16 protein-coding genes and 1 pseudogene are annotated in these 20,101 nt (G+C 69.4%); 11 read left to right on the plus strand and 6 right to left on the minus strand.

Annotation, left to right across the window (positions count from 1 at the left end):
• Positions 1–91 precede the first annotated feature (91 nt).
• From DPR14_RS01210 to DPR14_RS01220, 3 genes are all read right to left on the minus strand, one after another.
• Entirely contained in the window at positions 92–1,426 is a 1,335-nt protein-coding gene (locus DPR14_RS01210; protein WP_158043534.1) for an HlyC/CorC family transporter, read from the minus strand.
• Positions 1,427–1,475: 49 nt separating this feature from the next.
• Entirely contained in the window at positions 1,476–2,585 is a 1,110-nt protein-coding gene (gene aroB, locus DPR14_RS01215) for a 3-dehydroquinate synthase (RefSeq protein WP_158043535.1), read from the minus strand.
• Positions 2,586–2,646: 61 nt separating this feature from the next.
• Positions 2,647–3,240: a shikimate kinase gene (locus DPR14_RS01220; protein WP_158043536.1), complete on the minus strand. Its 594-nt coding sequence runs from the start codon at positions 3,238–3,240 to the stop codon at positions 2,647–2,649.
• A 289-nt stretch (positions 3,241–3,529) separates the two neighbouring features.
• Between DPR14_RS01220 and DPR14_RS01225 the strand changes: the two genes are divergently transcribed.
• The 3 genes from DPR14_RS01225 (at position 3,530) to DPR14_RS01235 (ending at position 6,914) form a co-directional block, all read left to right on the plus strand.
• Entirely contained in the window at positions 3,530–3,670 is a 141-nt protein-coding gene (locus tag DPR14_RS01225; protein WP_192499217.1) for a hypothetical protein, read from the plus strand.
• 67 nt (positions 3,671–3,737) lie between these two features.
• A complete protein-coding gene (gene xerD / locus DPR14_RS01230; protein ID WP_158043538.1) occupies positions 3,738–4,715 on the plus strand; it encodes a site-specific tyrosine recombinase XerD in 978 nt (325 codons plus the stop codon).
• A 93-nt stretch (positions 4,716–4,808) separates the two neighbouring features.
• A complete protein-coding gene (locus tag DPR14_RS01235; protein WP_158043539.1) occupies positions 4,809–6,914 on the plus strand; it encodes an ATP-binding protein in 2,106 nt (701 codons plus the stop codon).
• Between the two features lie 170 nt (positions 6,915–7,084).
• Here DPR14_RS01235 and DPR14_RS01245 read toward each other — a convergent pair whose 3' ends face one another.
• Positions 7,085–8,254, minus strand: a complete 1,170-nt coding sequence (locus tag DPR14_RS01245) for a pyridoxal-phosphate-dependent aminotransferase family protein (RefSeq protein WP_158043540.1) — start codon at positions 8,252–8,254, stop codon at positions 7,085–7,087.
• A gap of 117 nt (positions 8,255–8,371) precedes the next feature.
• Here DPR14_RS01245 and DPR14_RS01250 point away from each other — a divergent pair, with 117 nt between their 5' ends.
• The 4 genes from DPR14_RS01250 (at position 8,372) to DPR14_RS01265 (ending at position 14,375) form a co-directional block, all read left to right on the plus strand.
• Positions 8,372–11,278: an FAD-binding and (Fe-S)-binding domain-containing protein gene (locus DPR14_RS01250; protein WP_246148698.1), complete on the plus strand. Its 2,907-nt coding sequence runs from the start codon at positions 8,372–8,374 to the stop codon at positions 11,276–11,278.
• The gene (locus tag DPR14_RS01255) at positions 11,275–11,949 is read left to right on the plus strand and encodes a GntR family transcriptional regulator (RefSeq protein WP_158043542.1); all 675 of its coding nucleotides are present in this window, start codon (positions 11,275–11,277) and stop codon (positions 11,947–11,949) included. The genes DPR14_RS01250 and DPR14_RS01255 overlap by 4 nt, the downstream gene beginning before the upstream one ends.
• A gap of 207 nt (positions 11,950–12,156) precedes the next feature.
• A complete protein-coding gene (locus DPR14_RS01260) occupies positions 12,157–13,023 on the plus strand; it encodes an RpnC/YadD family protein (RefSeq protein ID WP_158043543.1) in 867 nt (288 codons plus the stop codon).
• A 104-nt stretch (positions 13,024–13,127) separates the two neighbouring features.
• Positions 13,128–14,375, plus strand: a complete 1,248-nt coding sequence (locus tag DPR14_RS01265) for a S41 family peptidase (RefSeq protein ID WP_158043544.1) — start codon at positions 13,128–13,130, stop codon at positions 14,373–14,375.
• 318 nt (positions 14,376–14,693) lie between these two features.
• Here the strand turns inward: DPR14_RS01265 and DPR14_RS28980 are convergent.
• Positions 14,694–15,986 (minus strand): annotated as a pseudogene (locus DPR14_RS28980) (lytic murein transglycosylase); the annotation flags it as partial.
• 264 nt (positions 15,987–16,250) lie between these two features.
• Between DPR14_RS28980 and fdhD the strand changes: the two are divergent.
• The gene (fdhD, locus tag DPR14_RS01275) at positions 16,251–17,162 is read left to right on the plus strand and encodes a formate dehydrogenase accessory sulfurtransferase FdhD (RefSeq protein WP_158043545.1); all 912 of its coding nucleotides are present in this window, start codon (positions 16,251–16,253) and stop codon (positions 17,160–17,162) included.
• Positions 17,149–17,787, plus strand: coding sequence for a molybdenum cofactor guanylyltransferase MobA (gene mobA / locus DPR14_RS01280; protein WP_158043546.1), 639 nt, complete (start codon positions 17,149–17,151; stop codon positions 17,785–17,787). Before fdhD ends, mobA begins: the two co-directional genes overlap by 14 nt.
• Here the strand turns inward: mobA and DPR14_RS01285 are convergent.
• Positions 17,781–18,170: a response regulator gene (locus DPR14_RS01285; RefSeq protein ID WP_158043547.1), complete on the minus strand. Its 390-nt coding sequence runs from the start codon at positions 18,168–18,170 to the stop codon at positions 17,781–17,783. The genes mobA and DPR14_RS01285 overlap by 7 nt on opposite strands.
• Before the next feature lie 424 nt (positions 18,171–18,594).
• Between DPR14_RS01285 and DPR14_RS01290 the strand changes: the two genes are divergently transcribed.
• Positions 18,595–19,521 carry a TRAP transporter substrate-binding protein gene (locus DPR14_RS01290; protein WP_246148703.1) on the plus strand — a complete coding sequence of 309 codons (927 nt, stop codon included), beginning with the start codon at positions 18,595–18,597 and terminating at the stop codon, positions 19,519–19,521.
• Between the two features lie 6 nt (positions 19,522–19,527).
• Positions 19,528–20,085 carry a TRAP transporter small permease gene (locus tag DPR14_RS01295; RefSeq protein WP_158043549.1) on the plus strand — a complete coding sequence of 186 codons (558 nt, stop codon included), beginning with the start codon at positions 19,528–19,530 and terminating at the stop codon, positions 20,083–20,085.
• Positions 20,086–20,101 lie beyond the last annotated feature (16 nt).

Genomic DNA, 20,101 nt, shown 5'->3' on the forward strand with positions numbered 1-20,101 from the left:
AGTTCCGGATGGAAAGTTGCGATCGACAATACGCAATCTTATGAAAGATTTTCCGCGTATTTGCGATCTTGGCAGGATCGTGCGCGGACGGTCAAGCCGAAGCGGAGGCGGCGTCTCCCCGGCGATCCCCGGAGTCGTCGCCGTCGGCGTCTTCGGCCGGCGGAGTGATCCGGAGCGCCGTGATCTGGTTGCGCTGGCGGCGCAGCACCTCGAACCGGAAGCCGTAGAAGGTGAAGGTCTGGCCGACCTCCGGGATGCGGCGCGCCTCGTACAGGACCAGCCCGGCGATGGTCGAGGCCTCCTCGTCGGGCAGCCGCCACTCGAACTCGCGGTTCAGGTCGCGGATGGTCACCCAGCCGTCCACGATGTAGGTCCCGTTGGGCTGGGCGCGCACGCCGGCCACCGTGATGTCGTGCTCGTCGGAAATGTCGCCGACGATCTCCTCCAGGATGTCCTCCAGGGTCACGATCCCCATGAGGGAGCCGTATTCGTCCACCACGAGCGCGAAATGCTCGCGCCGGCGGCGGAACTCCTGGAGCTGGTCGAACAGGGTCGTGGTGTCGGGGATGAACCAGGGATCGGCGGCGATGGCGCCGATGTCCAGCTTCTCCAGGTCGCCGGCGTTCGCCTGGACCTCGCGCAGCAGCGCCTTGGCGTGCAGGACGCCGACGATGTTGTCCGGATCGTCGCGCCACAGCGGCAGGCGGGTGAAGGGGCTTTCCAGGACCTCCTGGACGATCCGCGCCGGCGGCTGGCCGGCGTCGATCGTCACCAGGTTGCGCCGGTGGGTCATGATCTCCATCACCTCGACGTCGGCGAGGTCCAGGATCGAGCGCAGCATGGCGCGCTCGTGCCTGACCTCCTCCTCGTCGCCGGGGTCCTCGCCCCGGTGCAGCTCGATGGCGCCGCGCAGCTCGTCGATGTTGGACTGCACCCCGACATTCTCGATGCCCGAGCCGAACGCCCGGAGCACCGCGCTGACCAGGACGTTGACCGCCGCGGTGACCGGCGAGAACAGCATCACCATGAACCGCACCGGCCGGCCGACGAACAGCGCCATGGTCTCGGCGTGGCGCAGGGCATAGGTCTTGGGCAGCACCTCGGAGAAGATCAGCACCATCAGCGTCATGCCGAGCGTGGCATAGGCCACGCCGGCGTCGCCGACGAGCTGGATCAGGACGCTGGTCGCCAGCGACGAGGCCAGGATGTTGACCGTGTTGTTGCCGAGCAGCAGCCCGCCGATCAGCTTCTCCTTGTCGTCGCGCAGCCGGTTGACCACGGCGGCGCGGCGGTCGCCCTCGTGTTCGAGCTGGTGCATCCGCGCCTTGGACGCGGCGGTCAGCGCCGTCTCCGACCCGGAGAAGAAGGCCGACATCACCAGCAGGGCGAGGATCGCTCCGATGGTCATCCAGAGCGTCAGGTCCATGATTGCGAGGCCTCGGTAACGGATGGGGGAGGGGGGTGCGGGCCGGCGGTCAGCGGGCCTGGTCCAGCACCGCCGCGACCTCGCGCCCGTCGATGTCGCGGGCGGTGAAGGCCTGGCCGATGCCGCGCGCCAGCACGAAGGTGATCCGGCCGTCCTGGACCTTCTTGTCCTTCGCCATGTGCCCCAACAGTTCCCGCGTGTCCCACGTCACGCCCGCTACCTGGCCGAGCCGGGTCGGCAAGCCGATGCGGTCCAGATGGCGGCGCACCCGTGCGGGAACGTCGGCGTCGCAGAATCCCAGGCGCGCGGAGAGGTCGAACGCCAGTCCCATGCCCAGCGCCACGCCCTCGCCGTGGAGCAGCCGGTCGTCGTAGCCGACCGCCGCTTCCAGGGCGTGGCCGAAGGTGTGGCCGAAGTTCAGCAGCGCGCGGCGGCCCGATTCGCGCTCGTCCTGGCCGACGATGGCGGCCTTGGCGGCGCAGCTCGCGGTCACCGCCCGGACCAGCGCCTCCGGTTCGCCGGCGCAGACCGCGGCGCCGTGCTCCTCCAGCCAGGCGAAGAAGCCCGCGTCGTCGATCAGCCCGTACTTCACCACCTCGGCATATCCCGCCAGCATGTGGCGGCGGGGCAGGGTGACGAGCGCCCCGGTGTCTGCCAGCACGAGCCGGGGCTGATGGAAGGAGCCGACCAGGTTCTTGCCCTGGCGGGTGTTGATCCCGGTCTTGCCGCCGACCGAGCTGTCGACCTGGGCCAGCAGGGTCGTCGGGACCTGGACGAAGTCGAGCCCGCGCAGCGCCACGGCCGCCGCGAACCCGGCGAGGTCGCCGATCACGCCGCCGCCCAGCGCCACCAGCATGGTGGATCGCTCGATCCCGCGCCCGAGCAGGTCGTCGAGCAGCGCCTCCAGGTGGACGAAGCTCTTGGTCCTCTCCCCCGCCGGCAGGACGATCGCCGGGCCGTTGCGCCGGACGCCGGCCTCGTCGAGCGAGGCTTCGAGGGCCGGCAGGTGGAGCGGCGCCACGGTGTCGTCGGTCACCACGACGACCGGACGCCGGCCGGCCAAGTCGGAGATCCGCGCGCCGGCCCGGGCGATCACGCCCGGGCCGATCACGATGTCGTAGCCCCGCTCGGCCAGATCGACCCGGACGATGTCCCGCATGGTGTCAGTCTTTCCCATAAATCCAGCCCAGAATTCCAGCCCAGAGACCCAGATAGCCAGTTCAGCCGCCGCCCGCCAGGGTGACGCCGGGATAGGAGTCGAGCGCCTTCAGCACGCGCTCGACCGTCTCCTCGGGCGGGGCGTCGATGCTGTCCACCGTGATGTCCGCCTCCGCGTAGACCGGATATCTCAGGTCGATCAGCCGGCCCAGTATCTCGCGCGGATTGCCCTGCTTGAGCAACGGCCGGTTGCTGCGCCGGGAGGTCCGGGCCAGCAGCACGTCCAGTTCGGCGCGCAGCCAGACCGAGATGCCGTGGCTGCGGATCAGGGCGCGGGTCTCCGGGTCCATGTAGGCGCCGCCGCCCGTGGCCAGGATGTGCGGCGGGTTGTCCTGAAGCAGCCGCCCGATCACCCGGCGCTCCCCGGCGCGGAACTCGGCCTCGCCGAACTGCTCGAAGATCTCCTCGATGGTGCGGCCGGCGGCCGTCTCGATCTCGTTGTCGGCGTCGCGGAAGGGCAGGTGCAGCCGCGCCGCCAGCCGGCGCCCGATGCTCGTCTTTCCGGCCCCCATCAGGCCGACCAGCACCACGGTCCGGGGCACCACGAGGCGGGGAACCGCCGAGCGCGGCGAGGCGACAGACTGATGGGCGTTCATGGAACGGACGCGGCCTTCTGCGAACAGGATTGACAGTTGGTTATATTGCGCTGCGACGATGCCATCGGTACAGTATAGTGTCTTCAACCTTTGGGCAGGGGAAGATCCGCCGGCCGACCCGCACGTGCAGGGCTTCGGATCCCGAACCGACCGCCCGCAGGTCCGGACCGTGCCTAAAAAAGGCCATGGTGTTCCTTAACACAAGGCATTTCGTCTTCTCCAGATCAATGACGGTGCCGTGGCTCGCTCCCGCAACCGCCCGTACTCGGGCTCATCCTCGACTGGTATCATGTCCCGCTTGCTCAGCGTCCTGATCGTTCTCGTCCTGATAGTCGCCGCCGGCGGATCGGTATTCCTGGCCACCTGGGACATCCCGGCGCCGTCCAGGACGGTGGAGCGCGTCATTCCCGATGACCGTTTCCCCCGCTGAGCGGCCGAGCCGCCGACCCATGCGCTGATTTGCCGCGCCCCTGTTCACCGTAGCGGAAAGCATGCCCATGGCACGTCCCGGACGCCCCCGAAAGCCCAAGACGCTGGCGTCGCCGCGTGTCGAGTCCTTCCTCGACATGCTGGTGGCCGAGCGCGGCGCCGCGCACAACACGCGCCAGGCCTACGAACGGGACCTGATCGACGCGGCCTCGTGGCTGTCGACGCGCGGCACCGGGCTCGACGGGGCCGGCACCGACGACCTGAGGGGATATCTCGACCATCTCAGCGGGCTGGAAGGCGGGACCGCGGTCCGCACGATCGCCCGGCGGCTGTCGGCGCTTCGGCAGTTCTACCGGTTCCTGTGCTCGGAGGGGCTGCGCACCGACGATCCGGCGGCCACGATCGACAGCCCCAAGCAGGGCCGCCCGCTGCCCAAGATCCTGACCGAGGTCGAGGTCGAGACGCTGCTGACGGCGGCCCAGCGGCGCGGCGGCCCGGACGGCATCCGGCTGGTGGCGCTGCTGGAGGTGCTCTACGCCACCGGCCTGCGCGTGTCGGAACTGGTGGGGCTGCCGCTGACCGGCATCGCGCGGGACGCCCGCTGCCTGATCGTCAAGGGCAAGGGCGGCAAGGAGCGCATGGTGCCCCTGTCCGAGCCGGCGCGCGAGGCGCTGTCCGCCTACATGCCGCTGCGCAAGGCCTTCATGGTGCCGGGGCGGGAGCAGCGCCAGGCCGGGTTCCTGTTCCCGTCCCGCACGTCGGAGGACGGGCACCTGACCCGCCAGCGCTTCGCCCAGCTCCTCAAGGAGCTGGCGATCGACGCCGGGATCGAGCCGCGCAAAGTCAGCCCCCACGTGCTGCGCCACGCCTTCGCGACCCATCTGCTGGACCATGGCGCCGACCTGCGCAGCGTCCAGAAGATGCTGGGCCACGCGGACATCGCGACGACCCAGATCTATACCCACGTGGTCGGCGACCGCCTGAGGCGAGTCGTCAACGATCACCATCCCCTCGCGCGCCAAAAGAAGCTCGCCGGCGCCGACTGAGCGTCATTCGAGCGATATCCGCTGTTCTTGTCCGATCCTTTCGCGATTTCGTTTGTTTGCTGTACGAACAGGGACGGAAACGAGGAAAATTCCATGACCGGGGCGGCGGAGCAGCGCCTGGAGAAAAGCAATAACCGTCTGCGGTGTCTCTCGGAGGCGATGGAGCGGATCCAGTCGGCCGGGTCGCGCGATGCGGTCATGGACTCGGTCCGCGACGCCGCCGGCAAGCTCTGCGGAGCCGACGGGGTGACGGTCGTCCTGCGGACCGGCAACCAGTGCCATTACGTCGACGAGCACGCCATCGGCCCGCTCTGGCGCGGAAAGCGGTTTCCGCTGGAGTCCTGCATCTCCGGGTGGGCCATGCTGAACGGGCGGACCGCCGTGGTCCCCGACGTCTACCGGGACGACCGGGTTCCCGTCGAATCCTACCGGCCGACTTTCGTCAGGAGCCTGATCAGCGTCCCGATCGGGCGGGACCATCCCGACTCGGCGGTCGGGGTCTACTGGTCCGAGGTCCGGACCCCGGACCCGGAGGAGGTCGCCACGCTGGAGACCCTGGCCCGCGCGGCGGCGGCGGCGCTTCGCGGGATCGGGCTGTTCCAGTCGCTCAGCGCCGCGAAGGACCAGGCCGAACGGTCCCACGCGCAGGCGCTGGCGGGCTTGGCCGAGCGGGAGAAGGCCGAAGCCGCGCTGCGCAACAGCGAGGCGCGCTTCCGCACCCTGAGCGAGGCGATTCCCCAGCTCGTCTGGACGGCGGTCGGCAAGGGAGACTGGACCTGGGCCAGCCGCCAGTGGATCGCCTTCACCGGGCAGAACGGCGCCGACGCGCTCCGTTGGGGATGGCTCGAACCGATCCATCCGGACGACCGCGCGGCGACCCGCGCCGCCTGGAGGGCCGCGCCGCGGCAGGGCTTCCTGGACATCGACCACCGGCTCCGGCGGAACGACGGCGAATACCGCTGGTTCCAGACCCGGGCCCTGCCGGTCCGCGGCGACGACGGCGGCGTTGCGCAGTGGTGCGGCACCAGCACCGACGTGAGCGCCCTGAAGGAGGTCGAGGCCGCCATGCGGCATGCGCGCGACGAGGCGGAGAGGGCCAACCGCGCCAAGTCTCATTTCCTGGCGACCGCAAGCCACGACCTGCGCCAGCCGGTGACGGCGGCGTGCCTCTACATGGACCTGCTGAGCCGGCGGCTGACCGATCCGGACGCCAAGGCGCTGGCCGGCATGGTGGAGCTTTCGCTGCAAGGTCTGCGCGGCCTGCTCAGCGGCTTGCTGGAGCTTGCGCGGCTGGAGGCCGGCGTCGTTCGGCCCGACATGACGCCTTTCGCCCTGTATCCCCTGCTCCAGCGGCTCTCCGGCGAGTTCGCGGGGCAGGCGCAGGCGGCCGGGCTGCGGCTCGCGGTACCGGCAACCCCGTTCGCCGTGCTGACCGACAGGGTGATGCTGGAGCTGATCCTGCGCAACCTGATCGGCAACGCGCTGAAATACACTGCCCGGGGCGGCATCCTGGTGGAAGCCGTCGAGGAGGATGGGCGCATAGTCAGGATCGATGTGCGTGATACCGGCAGGGGCATCCCGGCGGACCAGATCTCCCGGATCTTCGATGACTATTACCAGGGCGGCGATCCCTCGGGGGGCTTCGGCATCGGGCTCGCCACGGTCCGGCGGATCGCCGACGTTCTGGGACTGCGCATCGCCGTGACCTCCAGGGTCTCGCACGGCTCGACCTTCTCGGTCTGGGTGCCGCGGGCGGACACGGCGTCGGTCCGGCCCGCGGCGGCACCGGCGCCGATAACCGGAAACCTGCGGCGATGCTCCGTCCTGATGGCCGAGGACGACGCCATCATCGCCGCCGCCCTGCTGATGGAGATGCGGGACTGGGGCCTGGAGGTCACCAGGGTCTCGGGCCTCGGCGAGCTTCGCGCCTGCATCGCCGGGCGCGGGCCGGCCTTCGACCTGATCGTGTCGGATTACCGGCTCGGCGACGGCAGCGGGTTCGAGGCGATCGCCGCGGTCCGGCAGAAATGGCCGATCCCGGCCATCCTCGTGACCGGGGATACCGCGCCGGAGGTGCTTAAGAGGGCCGACCGGGAGGGCATCCGACTGCTCCACAAGCCGCTCGCGGGGTCGGACCTCAAGCAGGCCATCGCCGGGTTGCTGGATGCCGGGCCGCCGGGGGCGGTCAGCGCGGATTGACCGCGCCGACCTGGCGGCACATGGACGGCAGCGGGCGGGTCGAGCATTTCGGGCGGGCCGCCGTGCAGACGAACTTGCCGAACGGGACCAGGCGCTCGTTGATCTCGATCCGTTAGCGTTCGGGCAGCTTCTTTTCCAGTTCCTGCATGGCGCGTTCCGCCGCGCCCGCGTCAGGCGTTGCCGGTCAGGTACTCCATCGCCGCCTGGACGCCGCCCCGGTTGACCGGCACGCCGTGGGTCACCAGGCCCATCTCGACGCCGGACAGGGTCGCGCACAGCATGAGGTCGTTGAACGACCCCAGGTGGCCGATGCGGAAGACCCTCCCCTTCAGCCGGCCCAGCCCGTTGCCCAGCGACATGTCGAACCGCTCCAGGATGGTCCGGCGCAACTCGTCGGCATCGACCCCGTCGGGCACCATGACGGCCGTCAGCGAGCTGGAGTATTCCCGCGCGTCGGCGGCGAGAACCTCCAGACCCCAGGCGCGGACGGCCCGGCGGGTCGCCTCGGCATGACGGTCGTGGCGGGCGAAGACGTTGTCCAGCCCTTCCTCCATCAGCATGTCGATCGCGGCGTCAAGGCCGAACAGCAGGTTGGTCGCAGGGGTGTACGGGAAGTAGCCGGTCCCGTTGACGGTGATCATCGCCTCCCAGTCCCAATAGGAGCGGGGCAGGCGGGCTGACTTGGCCGCCGCGCGGGCCTTGTCGCTGACGGCGTTGAAGCTGAGGCCGGGCGGCAGCATCAGTCCCTTCTGCGAGCCGCCGACCGTGACATCCACCCCCCACTCGTCGTGGCGGTAGTCGATCGAGCCCAGGGAGGAGATGGTGTCGACCAGGAACAGCGCGGGATGGCCGGCGCGGTCGATGGCCGCCCGGATCTCCGGGATGCGGCTGGCGACGCCGGTCGATGTCTCGTTGTGAACGACGCAGACCGCCTTGATGGCATGCTCGCGGTCCTCCGCCAGGCGCGCCTCGATCGCGGCCGGGTCGGCGCCGTGGCGCCAGTCGCCGGGCAGGAATTCCGGCTCCAGCCCCAGGCGGGCGGCCAGCTCGCGCCACAGGCTGGCGAAATGCCCCGTCTCCGCCATCAGGACGCGGTCGCCGGGGGAGAGGGTATTGACCAGCGCCGCTTCCCAGGCGCCGGTGCCGGACGCGGGATATATCACCACCGGGGACGCCGTGCGGAAGATCCCCTTGATGCCGTCGAGCACCTTCGCGCCGAGCCGGCCGAAATCCGGCCCGCGGTGGTCGATGGTCGGATGGTCGATCGCCCGCAGGATGCGGTCCGGGACGTTGGTCGGGCCGGGGATCTGAAGGAAGTGACGTCCGCTGTGCGCCGGCATGGCGGCTCCTCTTTTATGAAATGATGGTTTCCTCGCCTGGGATTGCATCATACATTGATAATTATGAATGCAAAATCAAAACGGGATTCAGCCCGCCGGGCCGAAGGAGAGAAGCTGGTGCGCGACACGGGACTTGCCGCGAGGCTGCGAGGCGCGATCGAGGGCGATGTGTTATTTGGTGCCTTCGACCGGGGGCGCTATGCCACCGATGCGTCGATCTACCAGATCCAGCCGATCGGCGTGGTGGTGCCGCGCACGGTGGCGGATGTCGCGGCGACCCTGGAGATCGCCCGGGAGCAGGGCGTGCCGGTGCTGCCGCGCGGCGGCGGAACCTCCCAGAACGGCCAGACCGTCGGCGAGGCGCTGGTGGTCGATGTCAGCCGGCATTTGACCGGCATCGCGGAGTTCGACCCGGAGTCGCGCCGGGTGGCGGTGGAGCCCGGCATCGTGCTGGACAAGCTCAATGGTTTCCTGCGGAAGAACGGCCTGTTCTTCCCGGTCGAGCCGTCGACCGCCAGCCGCTGCACGATCGGCGGCATGACGGGCAACAATTCCTGCGGCGCGCGCTCGCTCCGCTACGGCAAGATGGTCGACAACGTCCTGTCGATCGACGCGATCCTGCCCGACGGGGAGGCGATGCGCTTCGGCCCTGTGCCAGGCAACCCCGACGCCGCCGCCGGGTCTCCCGCGTTCCTGGACCTGGTGCGGCGGGTCCGCGCCGTGGCGGGGCGCGAGGCGGCGGAGGTTGAGGCCCGGTTCCCCAAGGTCCAGCGCCGGGTCGGCGGCTACAACCTGGACAGCGTCGTGCCGGGAGACGGCCTCGGCGGCAACAACATGGCCCACCTGCTGGTAGGATCCGAAGGCACGCTGGCCTTCACGACGCGGGTCGAGCTGGAGGTCCAGCCGGTGCCGACGCACCGGGTGCTGGGCGTCTGCCACTTCCCGACCTTCCGCTCGGCGATGGTCGCGACGAAGCATCTGGTGGACCTGGGGCCGGTGGCGGTCGAACTGGTGGACCGCAACATCATCGAGCTGGGCCGCGCAATCCCGCAGTTCAACGCGACGCTGGGCAGGTTCGTGCGCGGCGAGCCCGATTCGCTGCTGCTGGTCGAGTTCGCCGGCGCCGACCGGGACGCGCTGGTGCGCGAGCTGAAGCGGCTGGACCAGGCAATGGCCGACCTGGGTTTCCCCGGCGCCGTGGTGGAGGTGGTCGACCCGGCGCAGCAGCGCTCGATCTGGGAGGTGCGCGAGGCCGGGCTGAACATCATGATGTCCATGAAGGGCGACGGCAAGCCGGTCTCCTTCATCGAGGACTGCGCGGTGCCGCTGGAGCACCTGGCCGACTATACCGACGGGCTGAACGAGGTCTTCGCCCGGCACGGCACGACCGGGACCTGGTACGCCCACGCCTCCGTCGGGTGCCTGCATGTCCGCCCGATCCTGAACCTGAAGGAGGCCGACGGCGCGCGCAGGATGCGGGCCATCGCGGAGGAGGCGTTCGCGCTGGTGCGGGCCTACAAGGGGTCCCATTCGGGCGAGCACGGCGACGGGATCTCCCGCTCGGAATTCCACGAGAGCATGTTCGGCACGCGGCTGGTCCGGGCCTTCGAGGAGATCAAGGACACCTTCGACCCGAAGGGGATGATGAACCCCGGCAAGATCGTGCGGGCGCCGCGCATGGACGACCGGACGCTGTTCCGCTACGGGCCGGATTACGCGCCCCAACCCCTGGAGCCGGCGCTGGACTGGTCCGACTGGGGCGGCTGGTCGCGCGCGGTCGAGATGTGCAACAACAACGGCACCTGCCGGAAGTCCAACCCCGGCGTGATGTGCCCGTCGTTCCGCGCCACGAAGGACGAGAAGCACGTGACGCGCGGGCGGGCCAACTCGCTGCGGCTGGCGCTGACCGGCCAGCTCGGGCCGGACGCCCTGGTCTCGGACGAGATGTACGAGACCATGGACCTGTGCGTAAGCTGCAAGGGCTGCAAGCGCGAGTGCCCGACCGGCGTCGACATGGCGCGGATGAAGATCGAGTTCCTGCATCACTACCGCAAGCGCCACGGCCTGCGGCCGATGGACAGGCTGGTGGCGTTCCTGCCGCGCTACGCCGCCAAGGCCGCCCGGCTGGGCGGCGTCGCCGGCCTGCGCGACCGGGTGCCGGCCCTGGCCCGGCTGAGCGAGCGGATGCTGGGCTTCAGCGCGCGGCGCAGCCTGCCGGCGTGGCGGCGCGACTGGTTCCGGGCCGACGAGACCGGGCGCAATCCAGGCGGGCCGGAGGTCGTGCTGCTGGCCGACACCTTCGACACCTATTTCGAGCCGGAGAACCTGCGGGCCGCGCGGGCCGTGCTGGAAGCCGGCGGCTACCGGGTGCGCACCGCGCGCGCCGCCGGCGAAAGCAGGGCGCTGTGCTGCGGGCGGACCTTCCTCGCCTCCGGCCTGGTGGAGGAGGCGCGTTCCGAAGCCCGGCGCACGGTCGCGGCGCTGGCTCCCTTCGTGGCGCGGGGCGTGCCGGTGATCGGGCTGGAGCCGAGCTGCCTGCTGACGCTCCGCGACGAGTTCAAGGCGCTGCTGCCGGGGGAGGACACCGACGCCCTGGCCGGACAGGCGCTGCTGCTGGAGGAGTTCCTGGCGCGGGAGGACGCGGCGGGCCGGCTGAAGCTGCCGCTGAAGCCCCTGGCTGCGAAGCGCGCCCTGGTCCACGGCCACTGCCACCAGAAGGCTTTCGGGGCCATGGGAGCGGTGGAGCGGACCCTGCGGCTGGTGCCGGACCTGGAGGTCGAGGTGATCGACAGCGGCTGTTGCGGCATGGCGGGGGCTTTCGGCTTCGACGCGAAGCACTATGATGTATCCATGAAGATGGCCGAGCTTTCCCTCCTGCCTGCGGTCCGGGCGGCCGACGCGGAGACCCTGATCGTCGCCGACGGCACCAGCTGCCGTCACCAGATCCACGACGGCGCCCGGCGCTCCGCGATCCATGTCGCGCGGGTGCTCGAGCAGGCGCTTGAGCAAGAGGCCCGTGCATGACCGATGCGCTGATGGAACCGGCCGGCCGGATCGCGCGGCGCTCGCTCCACGACGAGGTGGTCGAGCGGGTGCGCGGGCTGGTGCTGGAGGGCGAGCTGGCGCCCGGCAGCCGGGTTCCGGAAAAGCAGCTGTGCGAGCAGTTCGGCATCTCGCGCACGCCGCTTCGCGAGGCGCTGAAGGTGCTGGCCTCAGAAGGGCTGCTGGAACTGCTGCCCAACCGCGGCGCCGTGGTGACCAGGCTGACCGCCCGCGACGTGGACGAGATGTTCGAGGTGATGGGCGCGCTGGAGTCCCTGTCGGGCGAGCTGGCCTGCGCCCGCATCGACGACGCCGGGATATCCTCGATCCGCGGGATTCACGAGCGCATGGTCGAGCATTACCGGCGGGGCGAGCTGCCGGACTATTTCCGGCTGAACCAGCGCATCCACGAGGGTATCATGGATGCTTCCGGCAACGCCACGCTGCGCACCCTGTACGACGGCCTCGCCACCCGCATCCGCCGCGCCCGCTACATGGCGAACATGTCGGACGCCCGATGGAAGCAGGCGGTGGACGAGCACGAGGAGATCCTGGCGCTCCTGGAGCGCCGCGACGGCGTTGCCCTGGGGGCGGCGCTGCGGCGGCACCTGAGCAACAAATGCGAGGTCGTGAAGGCGGCGTTCACGGATTAGGGCCGCAGATGCACGAGGATGGATTCCGGAGTCGGGCGCGCTCGCGGGCCACCGGCGCTGATCCAGAATTCTTATCAGTCGCAATCCGCGTGCTTCTGCGGCCAAAACATAAAGCCCGCCCCGCGTCACCGGACCGCATCGACCGCCGCGCGTGAAAACGCGATGCATCGCCCGTCCGGGCATGCCCCGGCATGAGGGGGCGGGGGCATGGCGAACAGTTACGACGCGACGGTCAAGGAACTGGTCTGGGCCGGCGCCCCGGCCCTGCTGAAGATGCTGACCGGCGCACGGGTCGCCAGGTTCCTGTCGGCCGAGTTCTCGATCGTGCGCCAGCGCCGCCCGGACATGGTCGCCGAGCTGGACAACGGCGAAGTGTTCCACACCGAGTTCCATGCCGGTCGCGAGGACATAAGCTGGCGCATGCTGGAGTACTACGCCCTGATCTCCCGGCACCACGGCGGCGCCCCGGTGACCCAGCTGGTGCTCCATCTCGGAGAGCGCGGCGAGGGCGGCCCGCCCGGCATTCGCCACCCCAACCTGAACTTCCGCTACGAGGTGCGCTACATCGCCGACCTCGACGCCGGGCCGCTGCTCGACAGCCCGGCGCCCGAGGACGCGGTGCTGGCAATCCTGTGCCGATGCGACGATATTAGGGAGCGCGTCCGGCGCGTCGTGGCCCGCCTCGCCCCGCTGCCCCGGCGCGAGCGCTCGGATGCCGCGGCCAAGCTGCTGATCCTGTCCCAGTTGCGCAAGGCGACCCCGGTCGTCAAGGAGGAGTTGGAGACCATGGCGATCCAGGTGAACATCAAGGAACATCCCTACCTCAGCGAGGTCTTCGCCAAGGGGCTGGAAGAGGGTGAGGCCAAGGGCCGCGAAGAAGGCGAAGCCAAAGGCCGGGCGGAAGCGCTTCTCCGGCTGATCGAGCGCCGCCATGTCGCGGTGTCCGAGGAGGCCGGGCGCCGCATCCGCGCGGCGACGGTCGCCGACCTCGACCGCTGGCTCGACGCCGTCTTCGACGCGCCGACCCTCACCGCCGCCGATCTCGACGCCATCCTGGGCTCGCCGCGCCACTGACTCTCGGCAGCAACGACCGGGACATAATTTCACACCAAATTTTAACCTTAAGCTCTGTAGGCTGGGCGTATGCCCTTTGCGTTCTCGTGGAAAGGAATGCGCCTATGAGCCGGACCCGCGTCGCCGTCATCGCCTCGCTGCTTCTGTTCGCCCCGCTCCAGGCATGGGGGCAAACTCAGGCGGCACCCGCGGAGGAGATGTCCAGGACGCGGGCCCTGAACCTGTTCAACAACGCCTTCGCCACTCTGCGCGGCGGGTTCGTCGATCAGGTCGATGCCGACACGCTGGTGGAGGCCGCGATCGGCGGGCTGCTGGCGTCGCTCGATCCCCATTCCAAATACCTCAATCCCGACCGCTACGCGGACAACAAGGCGCAGAACAGCGGTGAGTTCGGCGGAGTCGGGGTCGAGATGGCGGTCGAGAACGGGCTGGTGAAGGTGCTGGCCCCGATCGAGGATTCGCCGGCCTTCCGGGCCGGCGTCCTGGCCGGCGACCTGTTCACCCATATCAACGGCCAGCCGGTTCGCGGCGTTACCCTGAACGAGGCGATGGACCGCATGCGGGGCAGCGTCGGCACGCCCCTGACGGTCACGATCCAGCGCGGTCCCGATGGCAAGACCTTCGAACTGACGCTGGTGCGCGAGATGGTCAAGAGCCCGGCGGTGCGCTGGCGGGCCGAAGGCACCGTCGGCTATATCAGGATCAGCGGCTTCACCCAGCAGACCCAGCCGGGGCTGGAGAAGGCCATGGCGGCGCTGGACGCGCAGTTGGGCGACCGGCTGACGGGCTATGTGATCGACCTGCGGGACAATCCGGGCGGGCTGGTCAAGCAGGCGATCTCGGTCTGCGACAGCTTCCTGGACCAGGGCGAGATCGTCTCGACCCGCGGCCGGGGAGCCCCGTCGGAGCGGCGCTACTGGGCGACTCCCGGCGACCTCGCCCGCGGCAAGCCGATCGTCCTGATCGTCAACGGCCGGAGCGCCTCCGCGTCGGAGATCGTCGCCGGAGCCCTCCAGGACCAGCGCCGGGCCGTCGTCCTGGGCAGCCAGACCTTCGGCAAGGGCTCGGTCCAGACCATCACGCCGCTGTCCAACCGGGGAGCGACCCGGATGACCACGGCGCGCTACTACACGCCGTCGGGCCGCTCCATCCAGGCGCTGGGGATCACGCCCGACATCGTCGTGGAGGCGGCGACGATCACGCCGGTGGGTGCGCGGTCCGAGCCGGGCATCAAGGCCGGGGCCAAGCCGGAGGATTACCAGCTTACACGCGCTTTGGACATCGTGCGCGGAGCGGCGATGTTCTCTGCGCCGCCGCAGGCGGCTTCCCAGCAGGCGGAGCTGGTGCGCTAGGCACCAGCCCTTCCGGCCGTCAGGACGCCGACGCCGTCGCCCGCAGGCGGTCCAGCAGCGGGCTTGAGGCGAAGCCGTCGGCGGGAAGGTTCTGCGACTTCTGGAAGGCGCGGATCGCCCCCGGGTATTGGCGCCGATGATGCCGTCGGGGTTGCCCACCGGCAGGCCCCGGGCGCCGAGCAGGCGTTGCAGCTCGAACCGCTCGTCGCGGCTGAGCGGCCGTTCGTCGCGCGGCCAGGCACCCTGGACGCCGGGCCGGCCCGCCATCCGGTCGCTCAGGTACGAGACCGCCAGCGCGTAGCTGCTGGAGTTGTTGTAGCGCAGGATCGAGCGGAAGTTGTTCATCACCAGGAACGCGGCGCCCCGGTGGCCGGCGGGCAGCAGGATCGACGCCTCGGCCTGGTCGGGCAGGGCGCGCGTGCCGGCCGCCTGCCGGACACCGAGCCGGCGCCATTCCGCGACCGGCTTGCGCACCGCCATGTCTGCCGACTCGTAGTCGAACCCGGCGGGCAGCACGGCTTCGGCGCCCCAGGGTTCGCCGGCGCGCCAGCCGACGTCGCGCAGATATCCTCCGGTCGAGCCGAATACGTCGGGCAGGCTGTTCCACAGGTCGCGGCGGCCGTCGCCGTCCCTGTCCACCGCGTGGCCGGCGTATGTGGTCGGAATGAACTGGGTATGGCCCATGGCGCCGGCCCAGGAGCCGACCAGACGGCCCTGCGGCGCGTCGCCCCGGTCGATGATCCGGAGCGCCTCCAGCAGCTGCTCGCGCCAGAAGTCGGCCCGGCGGCCGTGCCAGGCGAGCGTGGCCAGCGCCTCGACCACGTTGTAGTTGCCCATGTTGGCGCCGAAGTTGCTCTCCATCGCCCAGATCGCGACGACGATCTCGGGCGGCACCCCGTAGTCGCGCTCGACGCCCGAGAGCAGGCCGCGCTGCGCGGCGAGCTGTTCGCGGCCGCGGGTGATCCGGGTCTCGCTGACGGCGCCGTCGAGATAGCTCCAGACCGGGCGGACGAATTCCGGCTGGCTGCTGTCCGAGGCCAGGACTTCAGGCAGGATGCGCAGCCCGGACAGGTTCCGGTCCACCGTGGCGGAGCCGATCCCCGCGGCCAGCGCATCGGCCCGGAAGCCCGCCAGCCAGGTCTCGAAATCGACCTCCTGCGCCGCGGGGTCGGCCGTCAGGGGTGCCGCCTGGTCCGCGGCGCCCGGCGGCGGCTTGCTGCCGGGGACGGGCAGGGGCTCGCTCCCGGCCGAGGAGCAGCCGGCCGACGCCACGACCGCGGCGGCCAGAAAGAGGATGTGAGAAGTCTTCAGTCCCATGCGCCGACCCGCTGTTGCATCCGTACCGCTCTCAATAGAGGTGTTGCGTCCCCGGCACAAGCGGCAGCCGGCAAGGCGGCGATGTTCCGGGAACTCCCACTTTAGGGTGGGTTCGTGCCTTTTTCGTGTAAATCCGTGATGCAAGTCACAGGGTCCGTCCGGCTGGTGCGGCATTCTCCGATCCTTGGCGGCTCGGCCGAACGTTGTATGTTGCAACGCGGCATCAGCTTGCGACAAAGTGTAAAACCCGCCTTTCGATTGAGGCGACCTTGCAATGAATTTGATGTATCTCATGAAGGGTACCTTATTTCTTGGGCATGGTCATGGCAGAGCGCAGGAACCGGAGTAACGGAGACTCCAAGATGGACAGTTTTGTCAAAGATTGGGCGCGGTGGTCTGTAGCCGAGCGGTACACTGCGATCGGCGTCGTCGCGGCCTCGCTGATCGGCGTGGCGACCCATCTCCTGCTCGACGTGATCTGATCGGCTGGTCCGGCTTCGGGCGCGCTGTCGCGCGCTGGGCTTGCCTGACCGGGGGCGGTCGAATTACGCTCGCCCCATGGAAGAATCCCTCAAGGAAGAATTCGTCGTCCGCCCGGATCCCGCCGACCCGCGCCTGACGAAGCGGGTCACCGGCATCGACCAGACCGGCGCCCCGATCGAAACCTCGGTCACCGTCGAGCGACCCCTGACCCTGTTCCTAAACGGTCAGGAGATCGTCACCATGATGACGATCTGCGATTATCCCGAGTATCTGGCGCTGGGATACCTGCTGAACCAGAACATGCTGCGCACCGACGACCGCGTCACCGACATCGTCTACGACGACGAGATCGAGACGGTGGTTGTGCGGACCGAGCGCCCGACCGACTTCGAGCAGAAGCTGAAGAAGAAGACGCTGACCTCGGGCTGCGCCCAGGGCACAGTGTTCGGCGACCTGATGGAGAAGTTCGGCGACATCCGGCTGTCCTCGACGGCGCGGCTCAAGACCTCCTGGCTGGCGGCGCTGACCCGCAAGATCAACACGGTGCCCAGCCTCTACCTGGAAGCCGGCGCGATCCATGGCTGCGTCCTGTGCCAGGAGGACAGGCCGCTGGTCTATATGGAGGATGTCGGCCGCCACAATGCCGTGGACAAGGTGGCCGGCTACATGTGGCGGCACGGCCTGACGCCGGAGGACAAGATCTTCTACACGACCGGGCGCCTGACTTCGGAAATGGTGATCAAGACGGTGCAGATGGGCATTCCCATCCTGGTGTCGCGCAGCGGCTTCACCGCCTGGGGCGTGGAACTGGCGCGCGAGGCCGGGCTGACGCTGATCGGCCGCGCCCGCGGGCGCCGCTTCGTGGCCCTGGCGGGGGAGGAGCGGATCGTGTTCGATCTGGAATCCGCGGAGAAAGCCTTGGGAGAGGGAGACGACGAACCCTCCGCCCACCGCAGGAAGGGGAGCCGCGGCGATGACGGGGAATAGGGCGGAGGATGTCGTCGGCGTGCTGCTGGCCGGCGGGCTGTCGCGCCGCATGGGCGGCGGCGACAAGACGCTGAGGCCGCTGGCCGGCCGGCCGATCCTGGACCGGATCATCGACCGCGTCCGGCCCCAAGTGGGCCGGCTGGTTCTGAACGCCAACGGCGACCCGGCGCGATTCGCCATGACGGGACTGGACGTCGTGCCCGACGTGGTGCCGGACTATGCCGGGCCGCTGGCCGGCGTGCTGAGCGGGCTGGACTGGGCGGCGGAGCACGCCCCCGGCGCCCGTTGGGTGGCGAGCTTCGCGACAGACGCGCCGTTCCAGCCGCCCGACCTTGTGGAGCGGCTGCTCGCCGCCGTGGAGCGCGAAGGCGCCGACATGGCGTGCGCCCGGTCCGGCGGGCGCGAGCATCCGGTGTTCGGCCTGTGGCCGGTCCATCTGCGCCACGACCTGCGCCGGGCCATGGTCGGGGAGCAGGTCCGCAAGGTCGATGTCTGGACCGCGCGGTACCGGCTGGCGATCGCGGATTTCGAAACCGGCCCGGTGGACCCTTTCTTCAACACCAACCGTCCCGACGACCTCGCGGAAGCGGAGCGGCTGGTGAGGGAGGGGCTGGTCGATCAGTGACGGGCGGCCACCGCGATGAGCCGGTCCAGGTCGCTGATCCGGTAAGGCTTCGAGACCCGGTCCGCCGCGGGCGGCTCGCCGCGGGAGGATCCGATCACCTCGTCGATCGCGTTGCCGCGGCAGATCACCACGGGAATCCCGAGCCGGCCCGAGATTTCGCGGGCGGCGTCGATCCCCTCGTTCCGGTCGGCAAGGCCGCGGTCGACGACGGCCACGTCCGGGCGGTGCAGCTCGGCCAGCCGTACGGCGTCGGGGGCGGTATCGGCCCAGGCGCAGACCTCGTAACCGCAAACCTCGTAACCAATGTCCATCAGCCCGAATCGCACGGCCCAGGCGATCAGGGGATCATTTTCCGCAACGATCAGACGGGTTTTATGGTCCATATCTTGCCTCCACAGGGGCGACCGACCCAAGGCCTATGGGTATCCCTATATCTTGGGTGCTGCAATTAGTCTCAACGATATACGGTGTGGTTTGTCGCGTCGGACATCCGGATTTTTGCTCCGGCACCTCGAAAGCCGTCCACGGGCCGCGCGGAGGAACTACCACGCGGAGGCGTCCTTGGCAAAACCCGGTATATGCGATTCATTTCGGGCAATTCCCGGTACCGCCGTTCGTGCCGGCAACCCTGTCTGGACGCTTGACCGTCCCTCCCCGACAGGCGAGCATCGATCCATACCGCCTGGCGCAACAAAATGGCGGACCCGGGGCCCAACGCCCGGAGCTTCACGGTTACAGACAGGGGATGTGTCGATGCGACGTTTGGTGACCGCTGCCGTGGCTGCAGCGAGTTTGGCAGCGAGCTTCATGGTATCCGCGGCGGCCTGGGCCCAGACCAAATGGGACCTGCCCACGGCCTATCCGGACAGCAACTTCCACACGCAGACCCTGCGCTGGTTCGCCGACGAGGTCCGTCGCGCCACCGGCGGGCAGCTCGACATCACGCTGCACAGCAACGCGTCCCTGTTCAAGATGCCGGAGATCAAGCGGGCGGTACAGACGGGCCAAGTGCCGGCGGGCGAGATCCTGCTGTCCGCCTACGGCAACGAGGACCCGCTGTTCGAGGCCGACGCCATCCCCTTCCTGGCGGCGGGCTATCCGGCGGCGCGCAAGCTCTACGAGGCGCAGAAGCCGCTGCTGGAGAAGCGCCTGGCCGACCAGGGCATCCGGCTGCTCTACTCGGTCGCCTGGCCGGGGCAGGGCATCTACACCAAGCGCGAGATCACCAAGATCGGCGATTTCGGCGGCATCAAGTTCCGCGCCTACAACGCCGCCACCGCCCGGCTCGCCGAACTGCTGGGCGCCGCGCCGACCACCGTTCAGCAGGCCGAGGTGCCGCAGGCCTTCGCGACCGGCGTGGTCGACGCGATGATCACGTCGGGCGCCACCGGCGTGGACACCAAGGCGTGGGAGTTCTCGAAGTTCTACTACGATACCTCGGCCATGCACCCGCGCAACGTCGTGATGATCGGCGAGCGCGCCTGGCGCCGCCTTCCGGAGGAGGTGCAAACCAGCGTGCTGGAGATCGCCGCCAAGGCGGAAGAGCGCGGCTGGGCGGAGAGCGAGCGGATCGCCGAGGATACCAAGAAGACCATGGGGCAGAACGGGCTGACCATCGTCACGCCGCCGGAGGCCCTGATGGGCGACATCCGTGGGGTCGGCCGCACCATGATCGACGAATGGGTCAGGAAGGCCGGGGCGGACGGCCAGAAGATCGCCGAAGCGCTGAAGTAACGGCCGATGCGCGCGGTCCTAGACGGGCTGTACCGGCTGTGCGGCTGGCTCGCGGCCTTCTTCCTGGTCGCCATCGCCGTGCTGATCCTGCTCCAGGTCGGCGGCCGGATGGTCGGGGTCCTGATCCCGTCCAGCGACGATCTGGCCGGCTTCGCCATGGCGGCCTCGTCGTTCCTGGGCTTGGCCTACGCGCTCCGGGCGGGCGGGCACATCCGGGTCAGCCTGGTCCTGCAGCGGCTGGCCGGCGGCCCGCGCCGCTGGGCGGAGCTGTGGTGCCTGGGGGCGGGAAGCCTGCTGACCGGTTACTTCGCCTATTACAGCGGCGCCATGACCTGGGAGTTCTTCGCCTTCGGCGACGTCTCGCCGGGGCTGCTGCCGATCCCGCTGTGGATTCCCCAGAGCACCATGACCCTGGGCCTGGCGCTGATCTGCGTGGCGCTGGTCGACGACCTCGTCGCGGTGGCGAAAGGACGGCCCGCCAGCTACGAGGGGGCCGGGGGCGACCTGCTCGAATCGGAGAAGCTGGCGTCCGTTCCCGCGCCTGTCCCCGATGCGAAACGCTGACTCGAGGAAAAGGCCG

The organism is Skermanella pratensis, assembly GCF_008843145.1.
In the GTDB taxonomy this organism is placed as follows: domain Bacteria; phylum Pseudomonadota; class Alphaproteobacteria; order Azospirillales; family Azospirillaceae; genus Skermanella; species Skermanella pratensis.

Excerpts from the sequence above, each read along its gene's own strand:
- DPR14_RS01210 (WP_158043534.1), bottom strand. The coding sequence starts at position 1,426 with ATGGACCTGACGCTCTGGATGACCATCGGAGCGATCCTCGCCCTGCTG.
- aroB (WP_158043535.1), bottom strand. The coding sequence starts at position 2,585 with ATGCGGGACATCGTCCGGGTCGATCTGGCCGAGCGGGGCTACGACATC.
- DPR14_RS01220 (WP_158043536.1), bottom strand. The coding sequence starts at position 3,240 with ATGAACGCCCATCAGTCTGTCGCCTCGCCGCGCTCGGCGGTTCCCCGC.
- DPR14_RS01225 (WP_192499217.1), top strand. The coding sequence starts at position 3,530 with ATGTCCCGCTTGCTCAGCGTCCTGATCGTTCTCGTCCTGATAGTCGCC.
- xerD (WP_158043538.1), top strand. The coding sequence starts at position 3,738 with ATGGCACGTCCCGGACGCCCCCGAAAGCCCAAGACGCTGGCGTCGCCG.
- DPR14_RS01235 (WP_158043539.1), top strand. The coding sequence starts at position 4,809 with ATGACCGGGGCGGCGGAGCAGCGCCTGGAGAAAAGCAATAACCGTCTG.
- DPR14_RS01245 (WP_158043540.1), bottom strand. The coding sequence starts at position 8,254 with ATGCCGGCGCACAGCGGACGTCACTTCCTTCAGATCCCCGGCCCGACC.
- DPR14_RS01255 (WP_158043542.1), top strand. The coding sequence starts at position 11,275 with ATGACCGATGCGCTGATGGAACCGGCCGGCCGGATCGCGCGGCGCTCG.
- DPR14_RS01260 (WP_158043543.1), top strand. The coding sequence starts at position 12,157 with ATGGCGAACAGTTACGACGCGACGGTCAAGGAACTGGTCTGGGCCGGC.
- DPR14_RS01265 (WP_158043544.1), top strand. The coding sequence starts at position 13,128 with ATGAGCCGGACCCGCGTCGCCGTCATCGCCTCGCTGCTTCTGTTCGCC.
- fdhD (WP_158043545.1), top strand. The coding sequence starts at position 16,251 with ATGGAAGAATCCCTCAAGGAAGAATTCGTCGTCCGCCCGGATCCCGCC.
- mobA (WP_158043546.1), top strand. The coding sequence starts at position 17,149 with ATGACGGGGAATAGGGCGGAGGATGTCGTCGGCGTGCTGCTGGCCGGC.
- DPR14_RS01285 (WP_158043547.1), bottom strand. The coding sequence starts at position 18,170 with ATGGACCATAAAACCCGTCTGATCGTTGCGGAAAATGATCCCCTGATC.
- DPR14_RS01290 (WP_246148703.1), top strand. The coding sequence starts at position 18,595 with ATGGTATCCGCGGCGGCCTGGGCCCAGACCAAATGGGACCTGCCCACG.
- DPR14_RS01295 (WP_158043549.1), top strand. The coding sequence starts at position 19,528 with ATGCGCGCGGTCCTAGACGGGCTGTACCGGCTGTGCGGCTGGCTCGCG.